Annotated in this window: 16 protein-coding genes and 1 pseudogene; 7 read left to right on the top strand and 10 right to left on the bottom strand. The window is 56.2% G+C overall.

The genetic code is table 11. The features are described from left to right. Window positions 1-14 precede the first annotated feature (14 nt). On the bottom strand, window positions 15-1,424 hold the full coding sequence (locus tag NP77_RS14315; protein ID WP_003855702.1) for an MFS transporter: 1,410 nt from the start codon (window positions 1,422-1,424) through the stop codon (window positions 15-17). A gap of 380 nt (window positions 1,425-1,804) precedes the next feature. Between NP77_RS14315 and nadS the strand changes: the two are divergent. Further along, window positions 1,805-1,924 (top strand): annotated as a pseudogene (gene nadS, locus NP77_RS24010) (NadS family protein); the annotation flags it as partial. Window positions 1,925-2,004: 80 nt separating this feature from the next. Here nadS and abgT read toward each other — a convergent pair. From abgT to NP77_RS14295, 3 genes are all read right to left on the bottom strand, one after another. Next, window positions 2,005-3,522: a p-aminobenzoyl-glutamate transporter gene (abgT, locus tag NP77_RS14305; protein ID WP_033763392.1), complete on the bottom strand. Its 1,518-nt coding sequence runs from the start codon at window positions 3,520-3,522 to the stop codon at window positions 2,005-2,007. Window positions 3,523-3,681: 159 nt separating this feature from the next. Next, a complete protein-coding gene (locus NP77_RS14300; protein ID WP_039660650.1) occupies window positions 3,682-5,124 on the bottom strand; it encodes a M20 family metallopeptidase in 1,443 nt (480 codons plus the stop codon). Beyond that, window positions 5,121-6,434, bottom strand: coding sequence for an amidohydrolase (locus tag NP77_RS14295; protein WP_039660649.1), 1,314 nt, complete (start codon window positions 6,432-6,434; stop codon window positions 5,121-5,123). Before NP77_RS14295 ends, NP77_RS14300 begins: the two co-directional genes overlap by 4 nt. 114 nt (window positions 6,435-6,548) lie before the next feature. On the opposite strand from NP77_RS14295, the gene NP77_RS14290 reads away from it, so the two are divergent. Further along, window positions 6,549-7,445 (top strand): LysR family transcriptional regulator, encoded by an 897-nt coding sequence (locus tag NP77_RS14290; protein ID WP_003855692.1) that lies wholly within the window; start codon window positions 6,549-6,551, stop codon window positions 7,443-7,445. 72 nt (window positions 7,446-7,517) lie between these two features. Beyond that, window positions 7,518-7,955 (top strand): VOC family metalloprotein YjdN, encoded by a 438-nt coding sequence (gene yjdN / locus NP77_RS14285; RefSeq protein WP_039660646.1) that lies wholly within the window; start codon window positions 7,518-7,520, stop codon window positions 7,953-7,955. Between the two features lie 119 nt (window positions 7,956-8,074). On the opposite strand, the gene NP77_RS14280 is transcribed toward yjdN, so the two are convergent. The 3 genes from NP77_RS14280 to NP77_RS14270 form a co-directional block, all read right to left on the bottom strand. Continuing rightward, window positions 8,075-8,941: a nucleoside-specific channel-forming protein Tsx gene (locus tag NP77_RS14280; protein ID WP_033743432.1), complete on the bottom strand. Its 867-nt coding sequence runs from the start codon at window positions 8,939-8,941 to the stop codon at window positions 8,075-8,077. A 279-nt stretch (window positions 8,942-9,220) separates the two neighbouring features. Next, window positions 9,221-10,576, bottom strand: a complete 1,356-nt coding sequence (locus NP77_RS14275; protein ID WP_003855688.1) for a HAMP domain-containing sensor histidine kinase — start codon at window positions 10,574-10,576, stop codon at window positions 9,221-9,223. Beyond that, a complete protein-coding gene (locus NP77_RS14270) occupies window positions 10,573-11,232 on the bottom strand; it encodes a response regulator (RefSeq protein ID WP_003855687.1) in 660 nt (219 codons plus the stop codon). The genes NP77_RS14275 and NP77_RS14270 overlap by 4 nt, the downstream gene beginning before the upstream one ends. Window positions 11,233-11,695: 463 nt before the next feature. Here NP77_RS14270 and NP77_RS14265 point away from each other — a divergent pair, with 463 nt between their 5' ends. From NP77_RS14265 to NP77_RS14255, 3 genes are all read left to right on the top strand, one after another. Beyond that, on the top strand, window positions 11,696-12,064 hold the full coding sequence (locus tag NP77_RS14265; protein ID WP_003855685.1) for a helix-turn-helix domain-containing protein: 369 nt from the start codon (window positions 11,696-11,698) through the stop codon (window positions 12,062-12,064). Window positions 12,065-12,231: 167 nt separating this feature from the next. Next, window positions 12,232-13,128, top strand: a complete 897-nt coding sequence (locus NP77_RS14260; RefSeq protein WP_039660644.1) for a LysR family transcriptional regulator — start codon at window positions 12,232-12,234, stop codon at window positions 13,126-13,128. A 110-nt stretch (window positions 13,129-13,238) separates the two neighbouring features. Further along, window positions 13,239-14,444: an MFS transporter gene (locus tag NP77_RS14255; RefSeq protein ID WP_039660643.1), complete on the top strand. Its 1,206-nt coding sequence runs from the start codon at window positions 13,239-13,241 to the stop codon at window positions 14,442-14,444. A gap of 56 nt (window positions 14,445-14,500) precedes the next feature. On the opposite strand, the gene NP77_RS14250 is transcribed toward NP77_RS14255, so the two are convergent. Together NP77_RS14250 and NP77_RS14245 are read right to left on the bottom strand one after the other, a co-directional pair. Then, window positions 14,501-16,891, bottom strand: a complete 2,391-nt coding sequence (locus NP77_RS14250) for a glucose/quinate/shikimate family membrane-bound PQQ-dependent dehydrogenase (RefSeq protein WP_039660641.1) — start codon at window positions 16,889-16,891, stop codon at window positions 14,501-14,503. 276 nt (window positions 16,892-17,167) lie between these two features. Beyond that, window positions 17,168-17,767 (bottom strand): hypothetical protein, encoded by a 600-nt coding sequence (locus NP77_RS14245; protein ID WP_033763389.1) that lies wholly within the window; start codon window positions 17,765-17,767, stop codon window positions 17,168-17,170. Between the two features lie 401 nt (window positions 17,768-18,168). Between NP77_RS14245 and NP77_RS14240 the strand changes: the two genes are divergently transcribed. Continuing rightward, window positions 18,169-19,416: an MFS transporter gene (locus tag NP77_RS14240; protein WP_003855675.1), complete on the top strand. Its 1,248-nt coding sequence runs from the start codon at window positions 18,169-18,171 to the stop codon at window positions 19,414-19,416. A gap of 459 nt (window positions 19,417-19,875) precedes the next feature. Here NP77_RS14240 and NP77_RS14235 read toward each other — a convergent pair whose 3' ends face one another. Beyond that, the gene (locus NP77_RS14235; protein ID WP_003855673.1) at window positions 19,876-21,033 is read right to left on the bottom strand and encodes a Gfo/Idh/MocA family protein; all 1,158 of its coding nucleotides are present in this window, start codon (window positions 21,031-21,033) and stop codon (window positions 19,876-19,878) included. Window positions 21,034-21,291 lie beyond the last annotated feature (258 nt).

Genomic DNA, 21,291 nt, shown 5'->3' with positions numbered 1-21,291 from the left:
TGACGGCCTTTTTTTTAAATATTCTCCAGATCGATTCCGCGTGTTTTCGGCCCGTAAATCCCTACCGACAGCATCACCATCACCATGCTCAGCACGATAAAGGTGATTACGCCTGGCGTGCCGGCATACTGCAATATCACCCCAATCAGAATACTGCTGAAGACCGTAGAAAGGCGACTGAAGGAGTAGCAGAAGCCGACTGCCCGCGCGCGGATATGGGTCGGGAAGATCTCGGTCTGATAGGCGTGGAAGCTGAAGGTCAGCCAGGCGTTGGACCAGGTGATCAGGAAGCCGCAGAGAATCAGCAACACTGGCTGCGTCTGGAAGGCGAACAGCGTGCCGAACACCACCGTCATCAGCGACGACAGGACGATCTGCCACTTATTCTCCAGCTTGTCAGCGTAGCGGCTGCAGATCAGCGAACCGAGCGGATAGGCCAGCGTGATGAAGAAGGCATAAAGCAAACTGTGCGTCACCGTGGCACCGTTTCCTGACAGCAGCGCAGGCAGCCAGTTACCAAAGCCGAAAAAGCCGATCGCCTGGAAAAAGTTCATCACCACCAGCATCAGGGTGCGCTTGCGGTAAGCGGGTGACCATATCTCGCTGAAACGCCCTCGTTTTGGCAGCTGCCCTGCGGCGTCATCGGGCTGAACAGCGGGGCCAGCCGGGATACCACAGCGCTGCTCCATCGTGGACAATACCTGATGCGCCTCCTGATGACGGCCCTGCTGCGCCAGCCAGCGTGCCGACTCCGGCAGATTTCTGCGCACCAGCCAGATCACCAGTGAACAGACCGCGCCTGCGATCACCACCCAGCGCCAGCCTTCAAGACTGAGCAGCGTTTGCGGAATCAGCCACCAGGACATCAGCGCCACGGCGGGTACCGACAAAAACTGCACGAAAAAAGAGAAGGCAAAGGCGCGGCTGCGAAGATGGGTCGGCACCCACTCCGACAGATAGGTGTCAATGGTCACCAGCTCGACGCCCAGCCCGATCCCCACCAGGAAGCGGAACAGAATAATCATCTCCGCACTCTGCTGGAACGCCATCAGCAGTGAAAACAGCCCATACCACAGCAGCGCACACATAAAGGTCAGACGGCGACCAAAGCGGTCAGCGTAGGGCGCCAGCAGGCTGGCACCGAAAAACAGACCGAGAAAAGTGGCCGAGGCGAATGCCGCCTGATCGGAGAAGCCCAGCACGCCTGCCGCGCCGGTGTGAAATACGCCTGCGGATAGCAGGCCGGTGCTGATATAGCCGGTTTCAAACAGGTCATAAAGCTCAAAAAAACCGCCCAGCGCCAGCAGCGTAATAAAGCGCCACAAACCCGTGGAGGAGGGCAGCGCATCAACCCGTGCGGCTAAGCTGTTGCGGGCCGCCGGTGAAGCGTGCAGTGGCGGCAGGCTGGTGGAGGTAGTGGTCATTTCAGCATGAACCTCAGGCAGTGTGAGACGACTCGCAGCCGGTCAGATAAGGATTAACAGAGTTAACCGTTAGCAAGCGAAGAAATAGCAGAATAATCAATTCATCCGCCGTTGCCGAGCGGGGCGTTGCTGACGATTTAACAATGTACGTTGCAGGTTTTGCCATCTGTGGCGCACGTACTCCGGCAGCGACGACTGGAGCAGGATCTGCATGCCGCAAATTCCGGGCTGTCTCTCAGCCCGGTCACGTGAGGGCAGGTCCGCATGGATGCAAATGGCGTCCTTGCGCTAGCATAGTCCCGCTTTGTGACACTTTCTTCACGGACGCGAAAAAAGCTGAGCTGAAGAAGCAGACCCAATTACGGAAAGATGAGGTTAACGTGAGTTTTTTTGACGAGCTGAAAGCATCGCTGGAAGAAGCTGTTGAGATCAAAAACGGCGTCCGGGTGCCTGGTCGTGTTACGCGCTATACGGTGGCCGATGTGAAGGCTATTCGGGCACTCAACCCATGCCCCGATATCCCCCAGCCGGAAAAGAGAGAAAGCGCCACCGATAATGCCTGCATCGGTGGCACTGAGACTTAAGGCAGTTTCGGCCAGACACCCGGCCCAATTGGCAGACCCAGCAGATACCACACCATCAGCAGCGCTATCCAGCTGATAAAGAACACCAGCGGATAGGGGAAAATCAGCACGTAATAGGTGCCGAGCTGCGCATCTTTCTGATAACGCTGCAAAAAGGCCAGGAACAGCGGCAGGAAGGGCGACATGGGTGCCAGCGGCAGTACGGCGGAGTCAGCGATGCGGAAAATCATCTGAGCGAAGGCGGGATGAAAGCCGAGCAGCATAAACATCGGCACAAAGACCGGCGCCAGAATTGACCAGATTGCTGAGCCGCTGGCGATAAACATACAGAGAAACGCCGACAGGAACATCAGGCCCAGAAAGGCGGGCGCGCCGCTGACGCCTGCGCTTTCCAGCACATCGGTCAGCCCGATTGCCATGAATTTTCCCATGTTGCTCCAGTTGAAGAACGCCACGAACTGCGACAGCGGAAACACCATCACAATAAAGCCCGCCATGCCCTTCATCGGATCGACCAGCAGCTGCGGGATATCATCCGGACGGCGGATCTGCCGTGTCACCACGCCGTAAGCAATCGCCACCACAAAGAAGAACAGAATGATGATGGGCACAATGCCCTGAATAAAAGGCGAAGGAATGATGGCGCCGGTGGTGGGATTGCGTAGCGGTGCATTTTCGGGCACCACCAGCAGCGCCATCAGGGCGATAAACAGCAGCGCGGCGATCCCGGCGGCCCGCAAACCGCGGTTCTCCAGAGGCGTCAGTGCCGCCAGCTTCTCACCGTTGCCCTGCCACTGCGGCAGGCGCGGCTCGACGAATTTATCAGTGAGCAGCGCGCCCACTATCGTCAGCACAATCACCGAGGTCGCCATAAAGAACCAGTTGTCGATGACGCTGACATGCACCGTGTCGCTGACGGCTTTGGCCGCTTCGGTGCTGATGCCCGAGAGCAGCACATCGGTGGTGACAATCAGCAGATTGGCGGTAAAGCCAGAGGCGACGCCGGCAATGGCCGCCAGCAGGCCTGCAACCGGATGACGGCCCACTGCCAGGAAGATCAGCGCACCGAGTGGCGGCATCACCACCAGCGCGGCATCCGAGGAAATATGGCTGAAGAAGGCGATAAACAGCACCATATAGCTGGCGTAACGACGGCTGACGCGCGACGCCATCTTCACCATCAGTGACTGTAGCAGGCCGACTTTTTCCGCCAGACCGGCACCAATCACCAGCGCCAGAATCGATCCCAGCGGGGTGAAGCTGCTGAAGTTTTTGATGATATTGGGCAGGATCCACTGAATGCCTGCGACGCTCAGCAGGTTGTTCACCCGCACCATTTCACCGTTACTGGGGTTCTTTACCGCCAGATCCATTGCGCTGATAATGGCGGTTGCCACCATCAGCACCACGATCAAATAAACAAACAGTAAGAACGGGTTGGGCACTTTATTGCCCACACGCTCGATCCAGCTGAAGAGCCTGCCGGGGCTTCGGTTCTCGGATGTTGCTTCCATGGTATGGGTTCTCGTCTTGTGTTTCCCTTATCGGCGCAGGCCCGGTCTGGCGTCGGTCATGGTATATGACCGACGGTGAGTTCAGAGTCGGCTCCGCTGAAGCAGGGATGTGTTTGCACTATTTTTATAGTGGTCCGTGTCAGAGACACGGCCGGTGGCTCATTCGGCCAGTTTTGTTGGTGTGATCCCCGCCGGGATCGGACAGATATAAGGCTGCGCGGCGCGCACCCGTTCAAACTCGGCCCGGCAGCCAGCCAGCGCCTGCGGATCCGTTAGCAGTGTTAACACCGTGGCCGCCATCACTTTGCCTGCCAGAAACATCCCCTTATGCCCGATAGTGGTGCGGCCCTGCGCCACCAGTTGCCAGGTGTGCAGCGGCGTGCCGAAGGTAAAACAGGGAGCAAAGCACTGTGCGGTCGGCGTCATCCAGCTGACATCGCCGACATCGGTGGAGCCATACAGCAGCTCACGCGTAACCGCATAGGGCGCGACCTCATCCATGAACAGCTTATTGCCCAGTTGCGCAGCCCAGGCATGACCGGCTTCGCCACCCGTACGGGCGGCATTGAGCCGGGCGTTGCGCAGATCGTCATCGGTCAGAGTGGCACGCAGTTCCGCCGCAAACGCGCGCTCTTCGTCGCTGTAGTCGGGCAAACCAAACTGATGCAAATAGCGCTCCATGACCGCTTCAAGTGCACGATTAGGCACGTAGTCTGAACAGGCTTTGTCAAAACGCACGGTCAGCGTGGTGTCGGTCATCAGTGCAGCGCCCCTGGCGATGTTAATCACCCGTTCGTAGATCGCCTGCGCCTGCGGCAGTTCCGGGGCGCGAATCAGGTAAAGCACCTCTGCATCGGCCTGCACCACATTCGGTGAAACGCCACCGCTATTGGTGATGGCGTAGTGCAGACGCGCTTCCTGCACGATATGCTCGCGCAGAAAGTTGGCACCGGTATTCATCAGCGTGACGGCATCCAGCGCGCTGCGGCCCAGGTGGGGAGAGTTGGCCGCGTGCGCCGCGATGCCTTTAAAGCTGAACGCCGCCTGGATATTGGCGAGCGTGCGCAAATTGAACATGCCGCTGAAGCCTTCAGGATGCCAGGTCACCGCGGCATCAACGTCGTCAAACAGCCCTTCGCGCACCATAAAAGTTTTGCCCGATCCGCCTTCTTCGCCAGGGCAACCGTAAAAGCGAACCGTGCCGCCCGTGTGATGCTGTTCCATCCAGGCTTTTACGGCGCACACCGCGGCTACACCTGCTGTACCGAGCAGGTTGTGGCCGCAGCCGTGTCCGTTGCCGTTAGCCTCCAGCGGCTGCGGCCGTGCACAGCCCGACTGCTGGCTCAGACCAGCCAGCGCATCGAACTCGCCGAGGATAGCGAGCACCGGCTTGCCGCTGCCCACGCTGGCGATAAAGGCGGTGTCGATGCCACCCACACCGCGTTCCACAGTGAATCCTTCTTTTTCCAGCGCGTCAGCCAGCAGAGCAGAGGATCGGGTTTCGGCAAAACGGGTTTCCGGCGTGTCCCAGATGGCGTCACTGAGCGTGCTGAAGCGGAGCTGATGGCGATCGATATACCCGGCAATAAATGCTTCAATCATTGTGATCCTCCGAACTGTGCCTGATTCAGCGCCAGCGTTGCCAGCAACGTGATGGCGTCTGGCATGACCCGCTCATCAAAGTCGAATTTCGCATTGTGGTGACCCGCCGCCAGTTCACAGCCAAAAATGACGTAAGAGGCCTGACCGCCACGCTGCTTTACGCGCTCCATCATGTAAGTGGCATCCTCCGAACCTGCCGCCTGCGCTTTACGATCGACCACAGAGTCGAATATGCCGAGTGCATCTGCCTGCTGATGGATAAAATCGACCCACGGCTGTGTCGGGGTACAGCTGCGTGCAGCACCCATTAATGAAACCTGCTGCTCAACGCCATACATCGCGGCTGCACCGGCAATCACTCGCAGCGCCTGCTGATAAATATCGTCATTCACCTGATTAGTGACGCCACGGGTTTCGACTTTCAGCAGGGCGCAGTAGGCCACCACATTGCGGCCGGTTCCTGCCTGTAGCACGCCAACGTTAACCCGCGCCACGCCGCCGCTGTGCTGTGTTAAGCCATGCAGCGCCAGCGTCGCCTGTGCGGCAGCCAGCAGGGCGTTGCGCCCCTCTTCCGGGCGACCACCCGCATGAGCACCGACGCCGGTGAAGTGAACATCCAGCTTGGTAGTAGCCAGGAAGCTGTCGCTGCCGCATACCACTTCGCCTGCCGGCACGCCGGTACCGATATGAATTGCGGTGAAACGCTCAACGTCATCGACCACGCCCGCCGCGACCATCGCTTTGGCACCACGCACACCCTCTTCGGCGGGCTGGAAGATCAGTTTAATTGTGCCGCTGAGTTCATCTTTCATCGCCATCAGCACGGAAGCGAGGCCCAGACCAATGGTGGTGTGACCGTCATGGGCGCAGGCGTGCATCATGCCGGCGTTGCAGGAGGCGAACCCTTCACGCTGTGGCAGATGATCGTCGGCCTGGCTTTCATTGAGATCCAGTGCATCCATATCGACGCGAAAGCCCATCACCGGACCGGGGCGACCGGTCTCAAGTGTCGCCACAATGCCGCAGAATCCGCCGGAGAAGTGGCTGATCCACTGCGGTAGCGCGCCCTGCTGTAACGCGCGCGCCTCCTGCTGCTTCAGTACGGCTTCGTCAGGTAAGCCCATCCGCGCATCGGCGTCGATCACTTCACGGCCCAGCTCCAGTTGATAACCGAGCTTATGCAGTTCTTCTGCGACTAACGTCGCGGTGCGGAACTCAAGCCAGCCCGATTCGGCGTAGTGATGGAAGTCGCGACGCCACTGTTGCAGCTTTGGCAGCAGGGCGCAGACATGCTCTGAAAGGGGTCTCATCGGCTCTCTCCTCGTTGTTGATTTTTTATGCACTGCATCGAATCTACACAATGGAGTTGGGCGGCATAAGATGCGAATATCTTGTGACTGATAAACAACGGTTATCGCAAAACTATGTCTGCCAATCTCAAACTTCATCAGCTGCGCGCCTTCACTGACGTGGCGCGACAGGGCAGTATCCGGGCGGCAAGCCGACTTTCCGGGCTGTCGCAACCGGCGTTAACCAAAGCGATTCAGGAGCTGGAGCGCGAGTTGGGGGCAAAGCTGTTTATCCGCCGTCAGCAGGGTGTCGTGCTGACCGATATCGGTGATAACTTTTTTCGTCATGCCAGCCTGGTACTGGCAGAGCTGCGGGTCGCCGAAGAGGATATCCAGCAGCGACTGGGGCTGGGCGGCGGTCAGGTGAATATTGGCGTGGGTGGCAGCGTGGCCCGCACCATCATGCCGCAGGTGATAAACCAGTTTCATCGCGAATACCCACTCGTGAAGGTGCGCATTGTTGAAGGCCAGCTGGTCTCTATGGTGCATGAGCTGCGTCAGGGGGCGCTCGATTTCACTATCAATACGTATGACCAGAGCCATCTCGATCAGGAGTTGATGTATGAGCGGGTAATGGAGCGCGAGTACAAAGTGGTGGTGCGCAAAGGCCATCCGCTGGAGAAAGCCCGTTCTCTGGCAGAATTACAGCAGGCAGACTGGACGATGCCAACCCCGAAAGGCAGTTACTATCGCTTGCTGCACGATCTGTTTGGCGAGCGCGGCATGGCACCTAAAATCGTGGTGACCTGTGAAACCTTTATGGCCTGCACCAGCCTGGTGGCACAAAGTGATTTCATCAGTATTCTGTCGGTCGACGTGATTGACGATCCCATTCTGGGCCGTTCGCTGGTGGCACTGTCGCTCGATGACCCTTTGCCGAAAGCGATCTTCTATCTGATTCAGCGCAAAGACACGACGCTGACCCCAATGAGCAGTTATATGGCACAACTCTTTCGCCGTTATTGTCAGTAAAATCAGTACGTAAAGTCGATCGTCTACACTGTTAAGGTACTGAAAAAATCCAACCGACAAATAGAGGTTACGATGCAAGTTAGTCCTTATCTGTTTCTCTATGGCCGTTGTGAAGAGGCTATCGACTTTTACCTGCAGGCAACCGGTGGAGAGTTACTCTCTAAAATGAAATTCGGTGATATGCCGGATCAGGGTGAGCAGGTCGGCGATGAGTCCGCAGCGCCACAGCCGCCAGAAAAGATCATGCATGCGCAATTACGCATTGGTGACGGTGAGCTGATGCTCAGCGATGGCAATACCGAACATCCGCCAGCGTCAGAGCATGCGGGTTACGCGGTCAGCCTCTCTACCCATGATGTTGAAAAGGGCAAAGCCTGGTTTGAGAAATTATCGGCAGGCGGCAAAGTGACGACGCCATGGCAGGAGACGTTCTGGTCGAACGGATTCGCGATGTTCATTGATAAATTCAACATTCCATGGCGCATCAATGTTGAGAAGCCGCAGAATTAAATGCAGAGCAGATGCAGTGCTTATCAGATTAGCCTGCAGCTGAAAAGCTGGCCCTGATGCGTGATGTCCTGGGCCAGCTCACCGACTAAACGGGCGGTTGTTGCAACCGCCCGCTATTATCAGAAGTTATAACCCGCCACCAGGTAGTAACCCCAGCCGGTCGATTTCACTTCAAACGGACCCTTGCCGAAGTTCAGCTCCTGGCCATCCGCCCACTGTCCGCCGTTATGGAAGTAACGCGCCACCGCAGAGAAGTGCCAGTGATCGTAACCCAGGGACAGAATGTGGCTGGAGGCAATAGAGTTGCTGGTGCGTGATGAACCGCCTTTCTCATTGAGATCGGAACCCCAGTCGAAGTTGGTGAAGCCCACATAGCCCAGGTTACCACCCCACAGCGTGGTGATTGGCACGAAGTATTTCACCTTAAAGCGATAGCCATCCCAGCTGTTTTCGTTCGCCGCGCCGTAGTTTTCCCACTGATATTTGGCATAGACGTTCAGCGACAGGCCGACATCGCTGTGCGTATCGATATCGGTGCCCAGACCCATGTACCAGGTGTTCTGGCGGTTATCGCTGTTACGGCCCATGTCGTAAATGTAGTTGTTGGCGAAATACCACTCTTTGAACGGGCCAAAGGCCAGGCTGGTGCCGGTCAGCTTGTCGATAGAGAAGCGTGGTTCAATCTCCATAAACATCGGTGAACCGTGGTCGAACACGCCATTGGCATTGCTGTTGCCCACGCCGAAGAAGTTAGGCACGTCGAGATAGCCGTAGAAATCAAACCAGTCTTTCCTGGCAAACGCTTCATATTCCAGATAAACGTCGTTGTTAAACTGCGGTCCGAAACGCGTGTGGTAACTACCGACCACGTTTACGCTCTGATGCCACCAGTCGGAGACATACTGCGGATCGCTTTCCGCTGCCTGCGCAGCACCACTCAATGAACATGCCAGCACGGCACCTGCTATCAACGTTTTATATTTCATTATTATCAGCCACATGCTTTTGACCGCCGCACAGCAGACGCAGTCAGAGAAAAATCGGTCCCTTGATGGGAATGAGGGTTTCACAGCAAATAACAGCCAGTTCTTCAGCCCGCGTAGCGTGCCTGTAACAGATCGATAGAAAATAGATTTTGCTCACGTTTGTCAAAAAGTGTTGCATTACAATTCAGCTAAAATGTGATGAGCTTCACAATAACGGCGTGGATCGAACGGAACCAGGCAACCGTTTACGTTGTCTGGTTCGTGATCAAACAGCGGGAATCAGGGAAGTGTAACGCGAACCTGCAAACCACAAATTGCACCCTGTGGCGAGAGGCAATTGGAAAGGGCGACGTGAATCTGATGCTTTTGAGCGACGTTGCGCACAATGGATAATCCCAGGCCGCTACCCTGGGCTTTAACGTCAGGCGAACGGGTAAAGCGATCAAATGCGCGCTCGATAAAGGATTCCGGCATGCCCGGCCCGTTATCCACAATATCGACCACGGTCTTTCCGGCAACCCGATGCAGCAGTACATCGACCAGGCTACCTTCCGGGGTGTGTAGCATGGCGTTACCAATCAGATTATCGAACAGGCTTCGCAGCTCGGAACGGCTGGCCTGCAGACGGTACTGCGTGGAGCCATTAAAGCCGATATCGATGCCGCGTTTATCCGCCACGACCATCAGCTGCTCAATGCTCTCTTTCAGCAGATCTTCCAGTTCGATATGCTCAACGCTGGCGACCACGCTCTGGTCATCCTGGCGTGAGACATTGAGTAATTGCGTGACCAGGTGACGGGTACGTGTCACGCCCGCTTCCAGCTGGCTGAACTGCCGGCTCGCTTCGCCTGGCTGAATATGCTGACGCAGGTTTTCCAGCTGTAACGTCACGGCCGTTACCGGCGTGCGCAGTTCATGGGCGGCATCTTCCAGGAACTGACGCTGTGACGACCAGGCCTCACGCAGTTTACTCAGCAGCGAGTTATAGGCGGCCACCAGCGGCAGGATCTCATCCGGCAAGCCTTCGGGTGAGACGTTGTGCGGATGATGCGTCTCCTGCGCCGCAATCTGACGCGAAGCGACCTGCAGATCCCGGGTGATCTTGCGTACGACCAGCCAGATCACCAGCAGCGACAGCGGCATCATCAGGATCATCGGAATGATCGCCGACAGCGCCCGCTTGACCATCAATGCCTTCATGTAGCTGAGGTTGTGCATCACCTGAATGGTTTTAATCTCACTGCCAGGCAAGCCGGGCCGGGTATAGATGCGCCATTCACAGTCGTCGCACTGACCGATATGGACGTCGCGATAGCCACGCTGGTTTTGCAGCGGGGCCTGCAGCTCCGGCCATGAGCTGGCGCGCAACTGACCCTGATCGTCCCATAGCTGCACCACAAAGGCGCTTTTCGCCTTGTCAGGCGCAATAAGCATCGGCATCAGGGCGGGCATCTGTTTATTGGTGGACCAGGCATCCGCGATTTTCGCCAGCTGATCGTCCTTCATGGTGCCGACCATATCGCCGTAGCAGCTGAAGAAATACCAGGTGACGCCACCGATCATCAGCAGATGAATAATCAGCAGCGTAGAGAGTAATTTGTTGCGCAGTGAGCGCATAAAGCGAAAAGGTTTCATATTGCCGGCACCCGCCAGCCCAGACCGCGCACGTTGCGGATCACGTCGTTATCCAGCTTGCGGCGCATCCCGTGGATCAACACATCCACCGCGTTGCTGCTGACTTCATCGCCCCAGCCATAGATACGGTTTTCCAGCTGCTCGCGTGACAGAATAGCGCCCGGCCGCTCCAGCAGGGCGTAGAGCAGGGCATATTCGCGCGCCGTAAGCTGCTCACGCTGGCCTTTGTAGAGCACTTCACGGGTCATCATATCCAGCTGCACATCGCCGCTGCCCAATACGGAATCTGCCGCGCCGTGGCTGCGTCGGGTAATGGCGCGCATCCGGGCCATGACTTCCTGTAAATCGAACGGTTTAAGCAGGTAGTCGTCAGCACCGCTGTCGAGTCCCTGAATCCGCTGCGCCACCGTGTCGCGTGCAGTAAGAATGAGTACTGGCGTCGCGTCGCCGCGCCCGCGCGCCCGGCGCAGGACCTGCAGGCCATCATCCCGTGGTAAGCCGAGATCGAGCAGCACGCAGCTGTAGCCGCCTTCGCTCCAGGCGTTCTGGGCATAGACGCCATCGCGCACCCAATCCACCGACCAGCCCGCGCCCTGCAGTGCCTGCTGCAGGTTAGCGCCGATCATTTCATCATCTTCAACCAGTAACACGCGCATGGCTGATCTCCTTCATAAAGATAAGAGAGAGTTTACTCACTAATTGTTAGGCCAGAATTATCCTTCCGCCGTCATACTTCGCACTATGGCGGCGTTGGCTGCGACTTACCGCCCAGGTCACTGACTGAAGTCAGCTCTCTGGGACGGCTGCGTCTGGCCGCCTTGCTACAGCACGAATTATTTTGGCGGACCGCAGCCGTCATACTTCGCACTGTGGCGGCACTGGCTGCTTTTGCTCACCCCATTCACTGACTGATGTCAGCTCTTGGGGATTCGCCCTTGCCTCAGCACAAATTATTTTGGCAGTCTGCCGGCCTTAACGTTTTGCTGGAGTCGCGTCTGGCCGCGCAATGCGGCACCCGTTTCCGTCCTTGCTAATTCTGCGCTAATTTTCTGCTAATTAAGGGATAAATTTAAACAAGTAAAGTGGTTCCACTGCACATCAGAATCGACAGGAGGAACCATGAATCAGCGCGAGTTTATTCGGAGTTTGCTGGACTGGATTGAGAATAACTTAGGACACGATCTGCACCTGGATGAAGTGGCGCGCCGCTCAGGCTATTCGCGCTGGCATCTGCAACGCCTGTTTCGACAGCATACTGGTTTTTCACTGGCAGAATATATCCGTCAGCGCCGCCTGACCGAGTCTGCGCTCACGTTGCTGAGCAGCAACGAAGCGATACTGCAGGTGGCGATGAACTACGGCTTCGATACCCAGCAGGCCTACACCCGCACCTTTAAAAACTATTTCATGATGACGCCGGGCCAGTTGCGCCGTCAGCGTCGCGTCGAGCCGGATCGGCTGCTGTTCCCCCTGGCGATGGCCAGCTGATGCCTGATAAGATCTTCCCGTCACAGCCAGCAGACGGGAAGGTCGGCCCGCGCTCTGCACTATTCTCCTCCTGCCTCTGCCTCGCTTTTTTTCCCGCCCGCCACAGCGTCCCAGCCTGAACGTGTTAGTTTGTTGCCAGCATCCCTTTATTTTCGGAGTCGGGAAACATGGAAAACGGCGCGAATTTAACCGCCATGCTGGTATTTGCTCGGGTAGTAGAATTACAGAGTTTCAGTGAAGCGGCCCGCGCACTGGGCTGGTCCAAATCCCATGTCAGTCGGGAGATCGCCCGGCTGGAGTTGCGGCTCGGTATCCGATTATTGCAGCGCACTACGCGGCGGCTGGCACTCACCGAGATGGGCCAGGCATACTATCCCTACTGTGTGCGAATGCTGGCTGAAGTGCAGCGTGCCGAAGCCTTTGTGCAGCAGTTGCATCAGCAGCCCGCCGGCCATATCCGACTTCAGGCACCCGTCACCTTCGGCTGCCAGTGTGTCGTTCCTGTTCTGAACCGTTTTCTGCGTCGTCATCTGCATATCAACGTTGATCTTGATCTGACCGATCGCAATCATGATCGGCTGGACGATCAGACGGATCTGGCGATTGTGATCCGATCCCGATCCCCGCAGCAGGGCAATTTCCGGGTATTGAGCGATATCGACTGGGGACTCTATGCCGCGCCCGCTTATCTGGCGCAGCGGCCCGCCATCACCCACCCCGAAATGCTGCCGCGCCACGACCTGCTGATGTTCCATGGTCCGGCACACACCGCCGCGCTGCCGTTCCGCCGGGATAAACAGCGACTGGCGCTGGACGTGCGCAGTCGTTTTCGCGCCAACAACAGCATGGCGCTGCTTAATGCCGCGCTGGCGGGCAGTGGCATCGCCTATTTGCCTTCCTACATGGCGCAGGAGGCGATGGCGCGTGGGGATATCCAGCAGCTGCTGCCGGAGTGGCAGATGGATCGCCTGCAAAGCTATCTCCTGCTTCACGACCATCCCGACCCGGTGTCACCGGTGACGCTACTGTGTGATGCACTGGTTGAGGCCCTAAATCCAGGTTGATTGTTGCCTGCTGACAACAATCAGCGCCACAGAGTAACTATTCTGCCAGGACTGTTGTTGCTGTGCGACTCCGGTTAGCCTGTATCCCTGATCATTCAACAGATATCACCATGCAACAGTTACCCGAAACGGCAGAGTTTCAACACTGGAAACGGAATTTAGCAGTCTGCGTCGCTGGCTCTTTTACCACTATCGTGGCGATGACGCTGCTGCTGCCGTTTCTGCCGCTCTATATTCAGCAACTGGGTGTTGAGCAGCCTGCGGCTATTGCCCGCTGGTCCGGGCTGGCCTATGGCGCAACCTTTTTCAGCGCCGCGCTGACGGCACCGCTGTGGGGCCGGCTAGCTGATCGTTATGGTCGTAAACTGATGCTGATTCGGGCCAGTCTCGGAATGGCGATTGCGATGTCGCTGATTGGCATGGCGACGGCGCCGTGGCAACTGGTGGCGCTGCGCCTGCTGGCGGGGCTGCTGGGCGGCTACGCATCGGGATCGACCATTCTGGTGGCAGCGCAAACCCCAAAAGCGCAGACCGGCTGGGCGCTGGGCATCCTCTCCTCGGGCATTATGGCGGGCAACGTGGTCGGGCCGCTGCTGGGGGGCGTCTTGCCGCCGCTGATTGGCATCCGTCAGACTTTCTGGCTGACGGGCGCGGTGATTTTTCTCGCTTTCCTCGCCACCACATTTTTACTCAGGGAGTTGCCGCGTGCTGCGGCGACGTCGCGCGGCAATCCGCAACAGCTGCCTGCAGAGCAGCCGGTTAACCACAATCTGGTGCGGCTGATGTGGCTCTCGGGCATGTTGCTGATTTTCGCCAGCATGTCGATTGAGCCGATTATCACGCTCTATGTGGGCGAGTTTGTGCGGGGTGACCATCAGGTCACAGTGGTAGCCGGACTGGTGATGTCTGCTGCGGCGCTGGGCACGATCCTGGCGGCACCCCGACTGGGTCGTCTGGCCGATCGGGTGGGGCACTGGCGGGTACTGACCGGCGGTCTGGTAATCAGCGGGCTGCTGCTGATTCCACAGGCATTTATCATGGCAGCCTGGCAACTGGTGTTATTACGTTTTCTGATGGGGATGGCCCTGGGCGGATTGATGCCGTGCATCACGGCAATTATTCGCCATAACGTGCCGGCCTCACAGGTGGGGCGGATGCTGGGGTTTTCGACCTCGGCGCAATATATCGGCCAGGTGAGCGGCCCGCTGTTTGGTGGGGTGATCGCCGGTGCGTTTGGGATGCGACCCGTTTTTCTGGCAACCTGCGGAGTAATGTTATTTTGCGCGTGGCTTAACTGGCGCGGAATGCAGAAATAGCGCGATCAAAAAAAGGCGGACCGGAGTCCGCCTTTTGTTATTCACTTTCCAGTGAATTACTTCTGATCAGGCAACGCGTAGGCAATCACATAGTCGCCCAGCTTGGTACCAAACGAACCGTGACCGCCTGCCGCGATGACAACGTACTGCTTGCCATTCACTTCATAGGTCATCGGCGTGGCCTGGCCGCCTGCTGGCAGACGTGCCTGCCATAACAGCTCGCCGGTGTCGGTGCTGAAAGCACGCAGGTAGTTATCTGCGGTCGCACCAATGAAGAACACCTTACCTGCGGTGGTGACAGGACCACCCAGCATTGGCATACCCATTTTGAACGGCAGCGGAACCGGTGCGCTGTCGCGAACGGTACCGATACGCTGTTTCCAGACCACGTTGTTGGTCTTCAGATCCACCGCGGAGACATAACCCCAGGCAGGCTGTTTGCAAGGCAGACCAAACGGTGACAGGAACGGGTTCAGCTCGACGCCATACGGCACGCCATACTGTGGCTGAATACCGGTTTCCGTACCTGAACCACCCTCAGCGCCTTTCGGCGGCTCAATCGGGTTGCCCGGGCCACGTGGAACCAGCTTAGAGACAAACGGCAGCGCCATTGGGTTAGCAATCGCGATCTGACGATTAGGATCGACTGCGATGCCGCCCCATTCGAACATACCGAGGTTACCCGGGAAGACCAGCGTGCCCTGCTCAGATGGCGGCGTAAACGGACCTTCATAGCGCAGACGCTTGAAGATCACGCGGCACACCAGCTGGTCGAACATCGTCGCGCCCCACATGTCCTTGTCCGTCAGGTTCTGTTTCGGACGGAAGGTCAGCTCAGAGTAGGGCTGAGTGGCAGCAACGTGGTCGCCTTTAGCGGCACCCTGTGGCACTGGCGTTTCTGGCGCGGGAACTACTGGCTTGCCGGTGCGACGATCCAGCACAAAGATATTGCCGGTTTTGGCTGGCGCGTAAACAACCGGTACGGTGTTGCCATCTTTATCTGTGATATCAGCCAGTGTCGGCTGAGACGGCAGATCCATATCCCACAGGTCGTGATGCACGGTCTGATAAGACCAGACCAGCTTACCGGTCGTGGCGTTCAGGGCCAGTACGCTGCTCGCATAACGTTCCTGCTCTGGCGTGCGGTTGCCGCCCCAGATATCCGGCGTGGTCACACCCATTGGCAGGTAAACAGTATCCAGTTTCGGATCGTAAACTGCCGGGGCCCATGAGTTAGGAGAGTTCATGGTGAAGGTGTGTTCATCAGCCGGAATAGCATTCGGGTCTTTCGCGCCCGGATCAAATACCCACAGCAGTTTGCCGGTATTCACATCAAAGCCACGAATCACGCCTGATGGCTCGCGAGTCGAGAAGTTATCGGTAACCGCACCCGCCATCACGATGGTGGTATTGGTAATCACCGGCGGAGAAGTTGGCTCGTACATACCCGCTGTGGTGACAGGCTGTTTATGCTGGAGATCCAGCTCGCCGTTGACACCAAAGGACGGGCAGCGTTCGCCAGTCTCTGCGTCCAGCGCAAACAGACGGCCATCGTTCACAGGCAGATAAATACGACGTGAGCAGATTGCAGGCTGAGTGTTCGCTGCATCGGCTGCTGCGGGCACTTCGTGGTAAGAGACACCGCGACAGGTCACGTGCTGGAAGGTTGGGTTCACCTTCATGCCCGGATCGAACTTCCACTTCTGCTTACCGGTTGCCGCATCCAGCGCAAACAGAATCTGGTGTGGCGAACAGAGATAAAGCGTGTCGCGGATTTTAATCGGGGTCACTTCGTCGGTGATTTCACCGGGATCGTTAGGGGTTTTCATGTCGCCTGTCTGGAACTGCCAGGCAACCTGCAACTCTTTCACGTTCTGGTGATTAATCTGCTTCAGCGGCGAGAAACGGGTCCCCTGCTGATCGCGCGCATACGCGGGCCAGTCAGCATCCGGGATGTTGCTCAGCGGCGTAGCCTGCGGAGCGTTGTCAGCGGTTTCTGGTACAGACCCGTTGATAACCTGCGGATCGTTGAATACCGCATAAGCCAGCACGATGGCACTGGCAATCAGCGCGACAGCCATCGAACCCAGTGCCGCTTTGCTGCCGGCATTGAAGCTGCGATAAACAAACGGCAGGATCAGCCAGACACCGAAGATCACCAGCACATCAGTGCGTGGTGCCAGTGCCCAGAAGTCGGTACCCACTTCCCACACGCCCCAAATCAGGGTGCCGATCAGCAGCAGCGCATAAAGAACCAGCGCGGTGCTTTTGCGACGGGAAAGCAGATAAGCGGTGATAAGCATAATCACACCGCCGAAAACGTAATACCAGGAACCACCAATGGCGGCTAACCAGCCACCGCCAATCAGCATAAACGCGCCCGTCAGCACTGCGAACAGTACTGTCAGGAAACGAATTACGCCAAAAGATGAGGAGTTTTTCCCCATAATATCGACCTCGTTTCGTTGCCATAAAACACACGAAAACAACCAGATAGGCTGTTTCCAGTTATCAAGTACAAATGATTAAAGGTGTTCTTGAGTATCTCTTCCGATAAGACAGACGGTCCCTTTGTGTTAAATGTTATAGCAAAATTAGATCGAGGTTTGATTTTTTTAGCTTAAAGCGCTTAACAATTGGAGTAATACGACATTTTATGAGGGATTAAAGGACGTTAAGCGCACCGCCATGTGCCCTTAACGCCGGAAGGCAGGATTTGTGAATCAGCCGCTAATAAGATCGCCATCCGAGCGTTGCTGTTGCCAGCCGCTGATGTTTATCTCAGTAAACTGTTCAGCGGTTAAAGGCGGCGTATGACATCGCACGATGACCTCTGCACCTTTTTCACGGAATGTCGCCATAAAAAAGGGAAAGGTAAATTTTTCGTAATTATCACTGAAGAAAGATTCAGTTAAAACAATACCTGAAAAAGGAAAGGATTCAAGTAGTCGCCAGTCTGCTCCCGGCGGTGCAAAATCATAAAGCCAGAAATCAAATTTCGTTGTTAATTCAAGCAGTGACGCACTGTTCGCAGCTAAGCTGGAATAATTTATTCCAATCCGGACGCGCTCATTTTGTAAATGTGCATAGGCGTCCGGAATCGCGATCATTTCCTGCAAACGAATATCGCCAACCGGAACAATCATTAATGCTTCTTCACTTGCAATTTTGTTGTGTAATGAAACAATGTTGTTTGTATTAAGTATATTTCCGCGGTCCTGGTTTTGCTCAAGATAAGGCACGCTATAGCAAATGCCTGTGACATTACGCTTAACGTGATGAATAGGTTCAGTAACATAAGGGTTATATAAACTGTTTTTCATTATCTCTACGAAATGCAATAAAAAGGATTTATTGATAATTAAGCATATAAAAAATCGCATTTTTTTAAACGCGTGAATAAATATAGATCAACTGCATAATCCAAATCACCCTTTTGTTGGATTAGAAAGTAAATATACCTATTAACAGTGAGATGATAATTCCTTTGGTATCTGATGATGTGCTGGAATATATTCAATGGTAGGTATCAATAGGTTGTTAATAATCAGGATGGGGCTGACACACCGTTACTGCAAAGTAATGCTGTGTATTGCGCAGTAAGACAGGGCTGGAGCCGCAGGCCATGCGCTCTCATCCGGGTCTGTTAACCGGGTATCGTCAACATTTACACCAATAACACCGCGCAACGACGCGGGTTTTCTCACCTGATTTGGGATAAGACATGGGATTTATGGCATCCGCAGCGGAAGAGTCGCTGTGGCGACATCGGACTTTTGTCGCCTTCTGGCTGGCGCGCACCTGCTCATCATTTGGTTTTCAGATGTTCTCGGTGGCGATCAGCTGGCAGATCTATGCGCTGACCAACAGCGCAATGGCGTTAGGGATGATTGGCCTGATGCAGTTTCTGCCGTCGGTGTTGCTGGCGCTGCCAGCGGGTCATCTGGCGGATCAGTATGACCGGCGGCGCATCGTCCTGTTCGGCCAACTGGTGGAATTTGTCGCACTGCTGGCATTAGTGGTGCTTACCTTATTTCATACTGCCGATAAGACCGCGCTTTGGGGGCTGGTCTTTATGATTGCGGTGGCAAAAGCGCTGGAGTGGCCGGCGATGTCTTCGATGTTGCCCTCACTGGTGCCTCCTTCGATTCTGGCACGAGCCATGGCGATGAATTCAGTTGGCGGGCAGGCGGCTGTGATTGTCGGGCCAACGCTTGGCGGGCTGCTTTATGTTGCTGGCCCGCATGTGGTGTATGGCGTTTCCGGACTCTTTTATCTGATTTCGCTGACGCTGGTGAGTCTGCTGCGCTATGAGCGCCCGGTGCAGGCCCGTTTGCCAATGAATTTAAAGAATCTGTTTGCCGGTATTCACTTTATCCGTGACCGTAAAGATGTGCTTGGGGTGATTTCACTCGATCTGTTCGCGGTGTTACTGGGCGGCGCGACGGCGCTGCTGCCGATTTTTGCCAAAGATATTCTGCACACCGGGCCCTGGGGGCTGGGGATGTTGCGCGGTGCGCCATCGGTGGGGGCGTTGCTGGTGGGTATCTGGCTGAGCCGTCATAAACTGGAAAAACATGTCGGGATGATTATGTTTGGCTCAGTAGCAGGCTTTGGCGTTGCGACCCTGCTATTCGCGCTTTCCACGCAACTCTGGCTGTCACTGCTGGCGCTTTGCGCCCTCGGCGGCTTTGATATGGTGAGTATGGTGATTCGCGGTGCGCTGGTGCAGCTGGATACGCCGGATACCATGCGCGGGCGGGTGAATGCGGTTAACGCGATATTTATTAATACCTCGAATCAGCTGGGTGAATTTGAGTCGGGGTTGCTGGCCGCCTGGGTGGGCGCAGCACCTGCGGCAGCAATTGGCGGCATCGGTACGCTGATTGTGGTGGCGTTGTGGATGAAGTTGTTTCCGCATCTGCGGCGGCGTCAGAAGCTTGAGAATGAGGTGGATCCGGTTCAGGACTAGCGTTGTAGCGGGTTGGGTTGGCTGAGGAGATGTGTGCGGTTATGGTCTGCGGTGCACGCTCAGGGAACATACGCCTTTCGCAAAGACGCAAAAGCGCCATTCCTGGCAGGCTCAGCGCGGGCGATTACGCACCTCATCCCTGAGGTGCGCCCGTTGCCGGGCCAACGCGTTGCGTTGTTCAAAAACGCTCCCTGCGTTTTTATCCGGGCGGCGCGATGCTTTGCTACAGGCGTATGCTCCCATCACTATAAGTGCGTAAGTTTCCTCGGGCTGAGGAGCGGTTTGTTTGGCTGGTTGTGGGGATTTGTGCGGTGAGTGCGTGGTCGCTGGCGCAGGTTTTATTAGCTGGCTCAGTACAAAGGTTGTAACTGGCCCGAAGGCCAGTACAGGAAGTTACCAGTCATACTGCCATTCAAATCCCGGGATCAGAGGGGGAGGCTGACCCGCAGGATGGGGCTATCAGGCCCCGGTTTTTCCCAGGTTGGCGTCAAATGTTTGCCAGCTTTCACGCATATCCACTACGCTGCGGGTTTTGCGCGCCTCATCGATTTTTATGGCGGTGAGGCCCGCTTCCAGCGCGTCCACGACTGAAACTTTCAGCGGTGTTCCCTGTTTAATATGTTTAACGATCTCTTCGGCCATCAGCGCATCTGCGCCATAGTGGCCATCATAAGCGTTGCCGCTGTAGGCGGTGTCGACCTCTTTCTCACCGCTGCGCGCGTTATGTACACGGAAGTAGTTTCGTACGAAGTCGCCTTCCGCCATGCCGTCAGTGCCCATGACACAGAAACGGCGGAACTCATCCGGCACGTTCAGGTTGGCGTGGAAGGCGAGTGTTGCGCCGCCTTCGTACTCAATCAGGGCAGTCTGGTAGTCGACGATATCAGCGTCGCTGTCGAAGACGGCGTCGGTGCTCGACCAGCCGCTGGGTTTCACGTGGTAGAGCTCTGACTCCGCGGTGATCGCACCCTGCGGCGCATGCGCGGGGGTAAAGGATTTCCGGCCACCAAAGCTGGCGACGCGGATCGGACGCTCCTGTAACAGCCCCTGGTAGAGGTCGATGTCGTGGCAACATTTTTCCAGAATATAGGGACCGGCGTACTTCTCCAGACGTCGCCAGTCGCGCTGGAAGAATGCGCCGTGGTAAGGCTTGATATGTTCTGTCGCCTCGATCGAGGTGATCTCACCCAACTGTCCGGCATCGCGTGCCGCCAGCAGATCGTGATAGAGCGGGGAGTAACGCAGCACCAGACCAACCAGAATGCGTGCCTCGCCATACTGGCGCACCAGTTTCGCCATCTCCATGGTCTGCTCTTCATTAATCACCACCGGCTTTTCGGTAAACACGGTGTAGCCCGCCGCCAGCGCCTGACCCACATGTTCCAGATGCAGGAAGTTGGGTGAGCCAACCAGCACCACATCCATTCCGCCGTGTTCAAGCAGCGCGTCGATGGACGCAAAGGACTGGCCGGGCGCGATACCAAAGCTGTGCAGATTAGGCAGTCCGGCGGGCGCCGGATCGTAATAACCCACTACCGAGAAGGCGTCGTCGGCTTTGCTGAACTCTTTGATCACGTGGGACAGACGAAAGCCGAGACCGATAATGCCTACTTTCATGTTAAACCCCTGCTCCTGAATTCGGATGATGCATAGCCCGCCTGTGTCCGGACGCGCCTGTTGATAATCTGACCACCAACTTATTACGACAGAAAAACTAATGTCAATAACGTGCTGCGCATTTTGCGAGGGTGATTTTTGTTATAACCATGTAAATTAAGGAAAAAGTGTCGATATGTTTTTGCCATATTTATTTGTTATTGCGATTTAAGTTTTTTTATCCTATCGTTCGCTCATTATGGCTATAACCCTTAATCA

Origin of the sequence: Pantoea sp. MBLJ3 (genome assembly GCF_000816655.1) — a bacterium.
GTDB lineage: Bacteria > Pseudomonadota > Gammaproteobacteria > Enterobacterales > Enterobacteriaceae > Pantoea > Pantoea eucalypti.
This window is presented reverse-complemented; position numbering and strand designations above follow the sequence as displayed.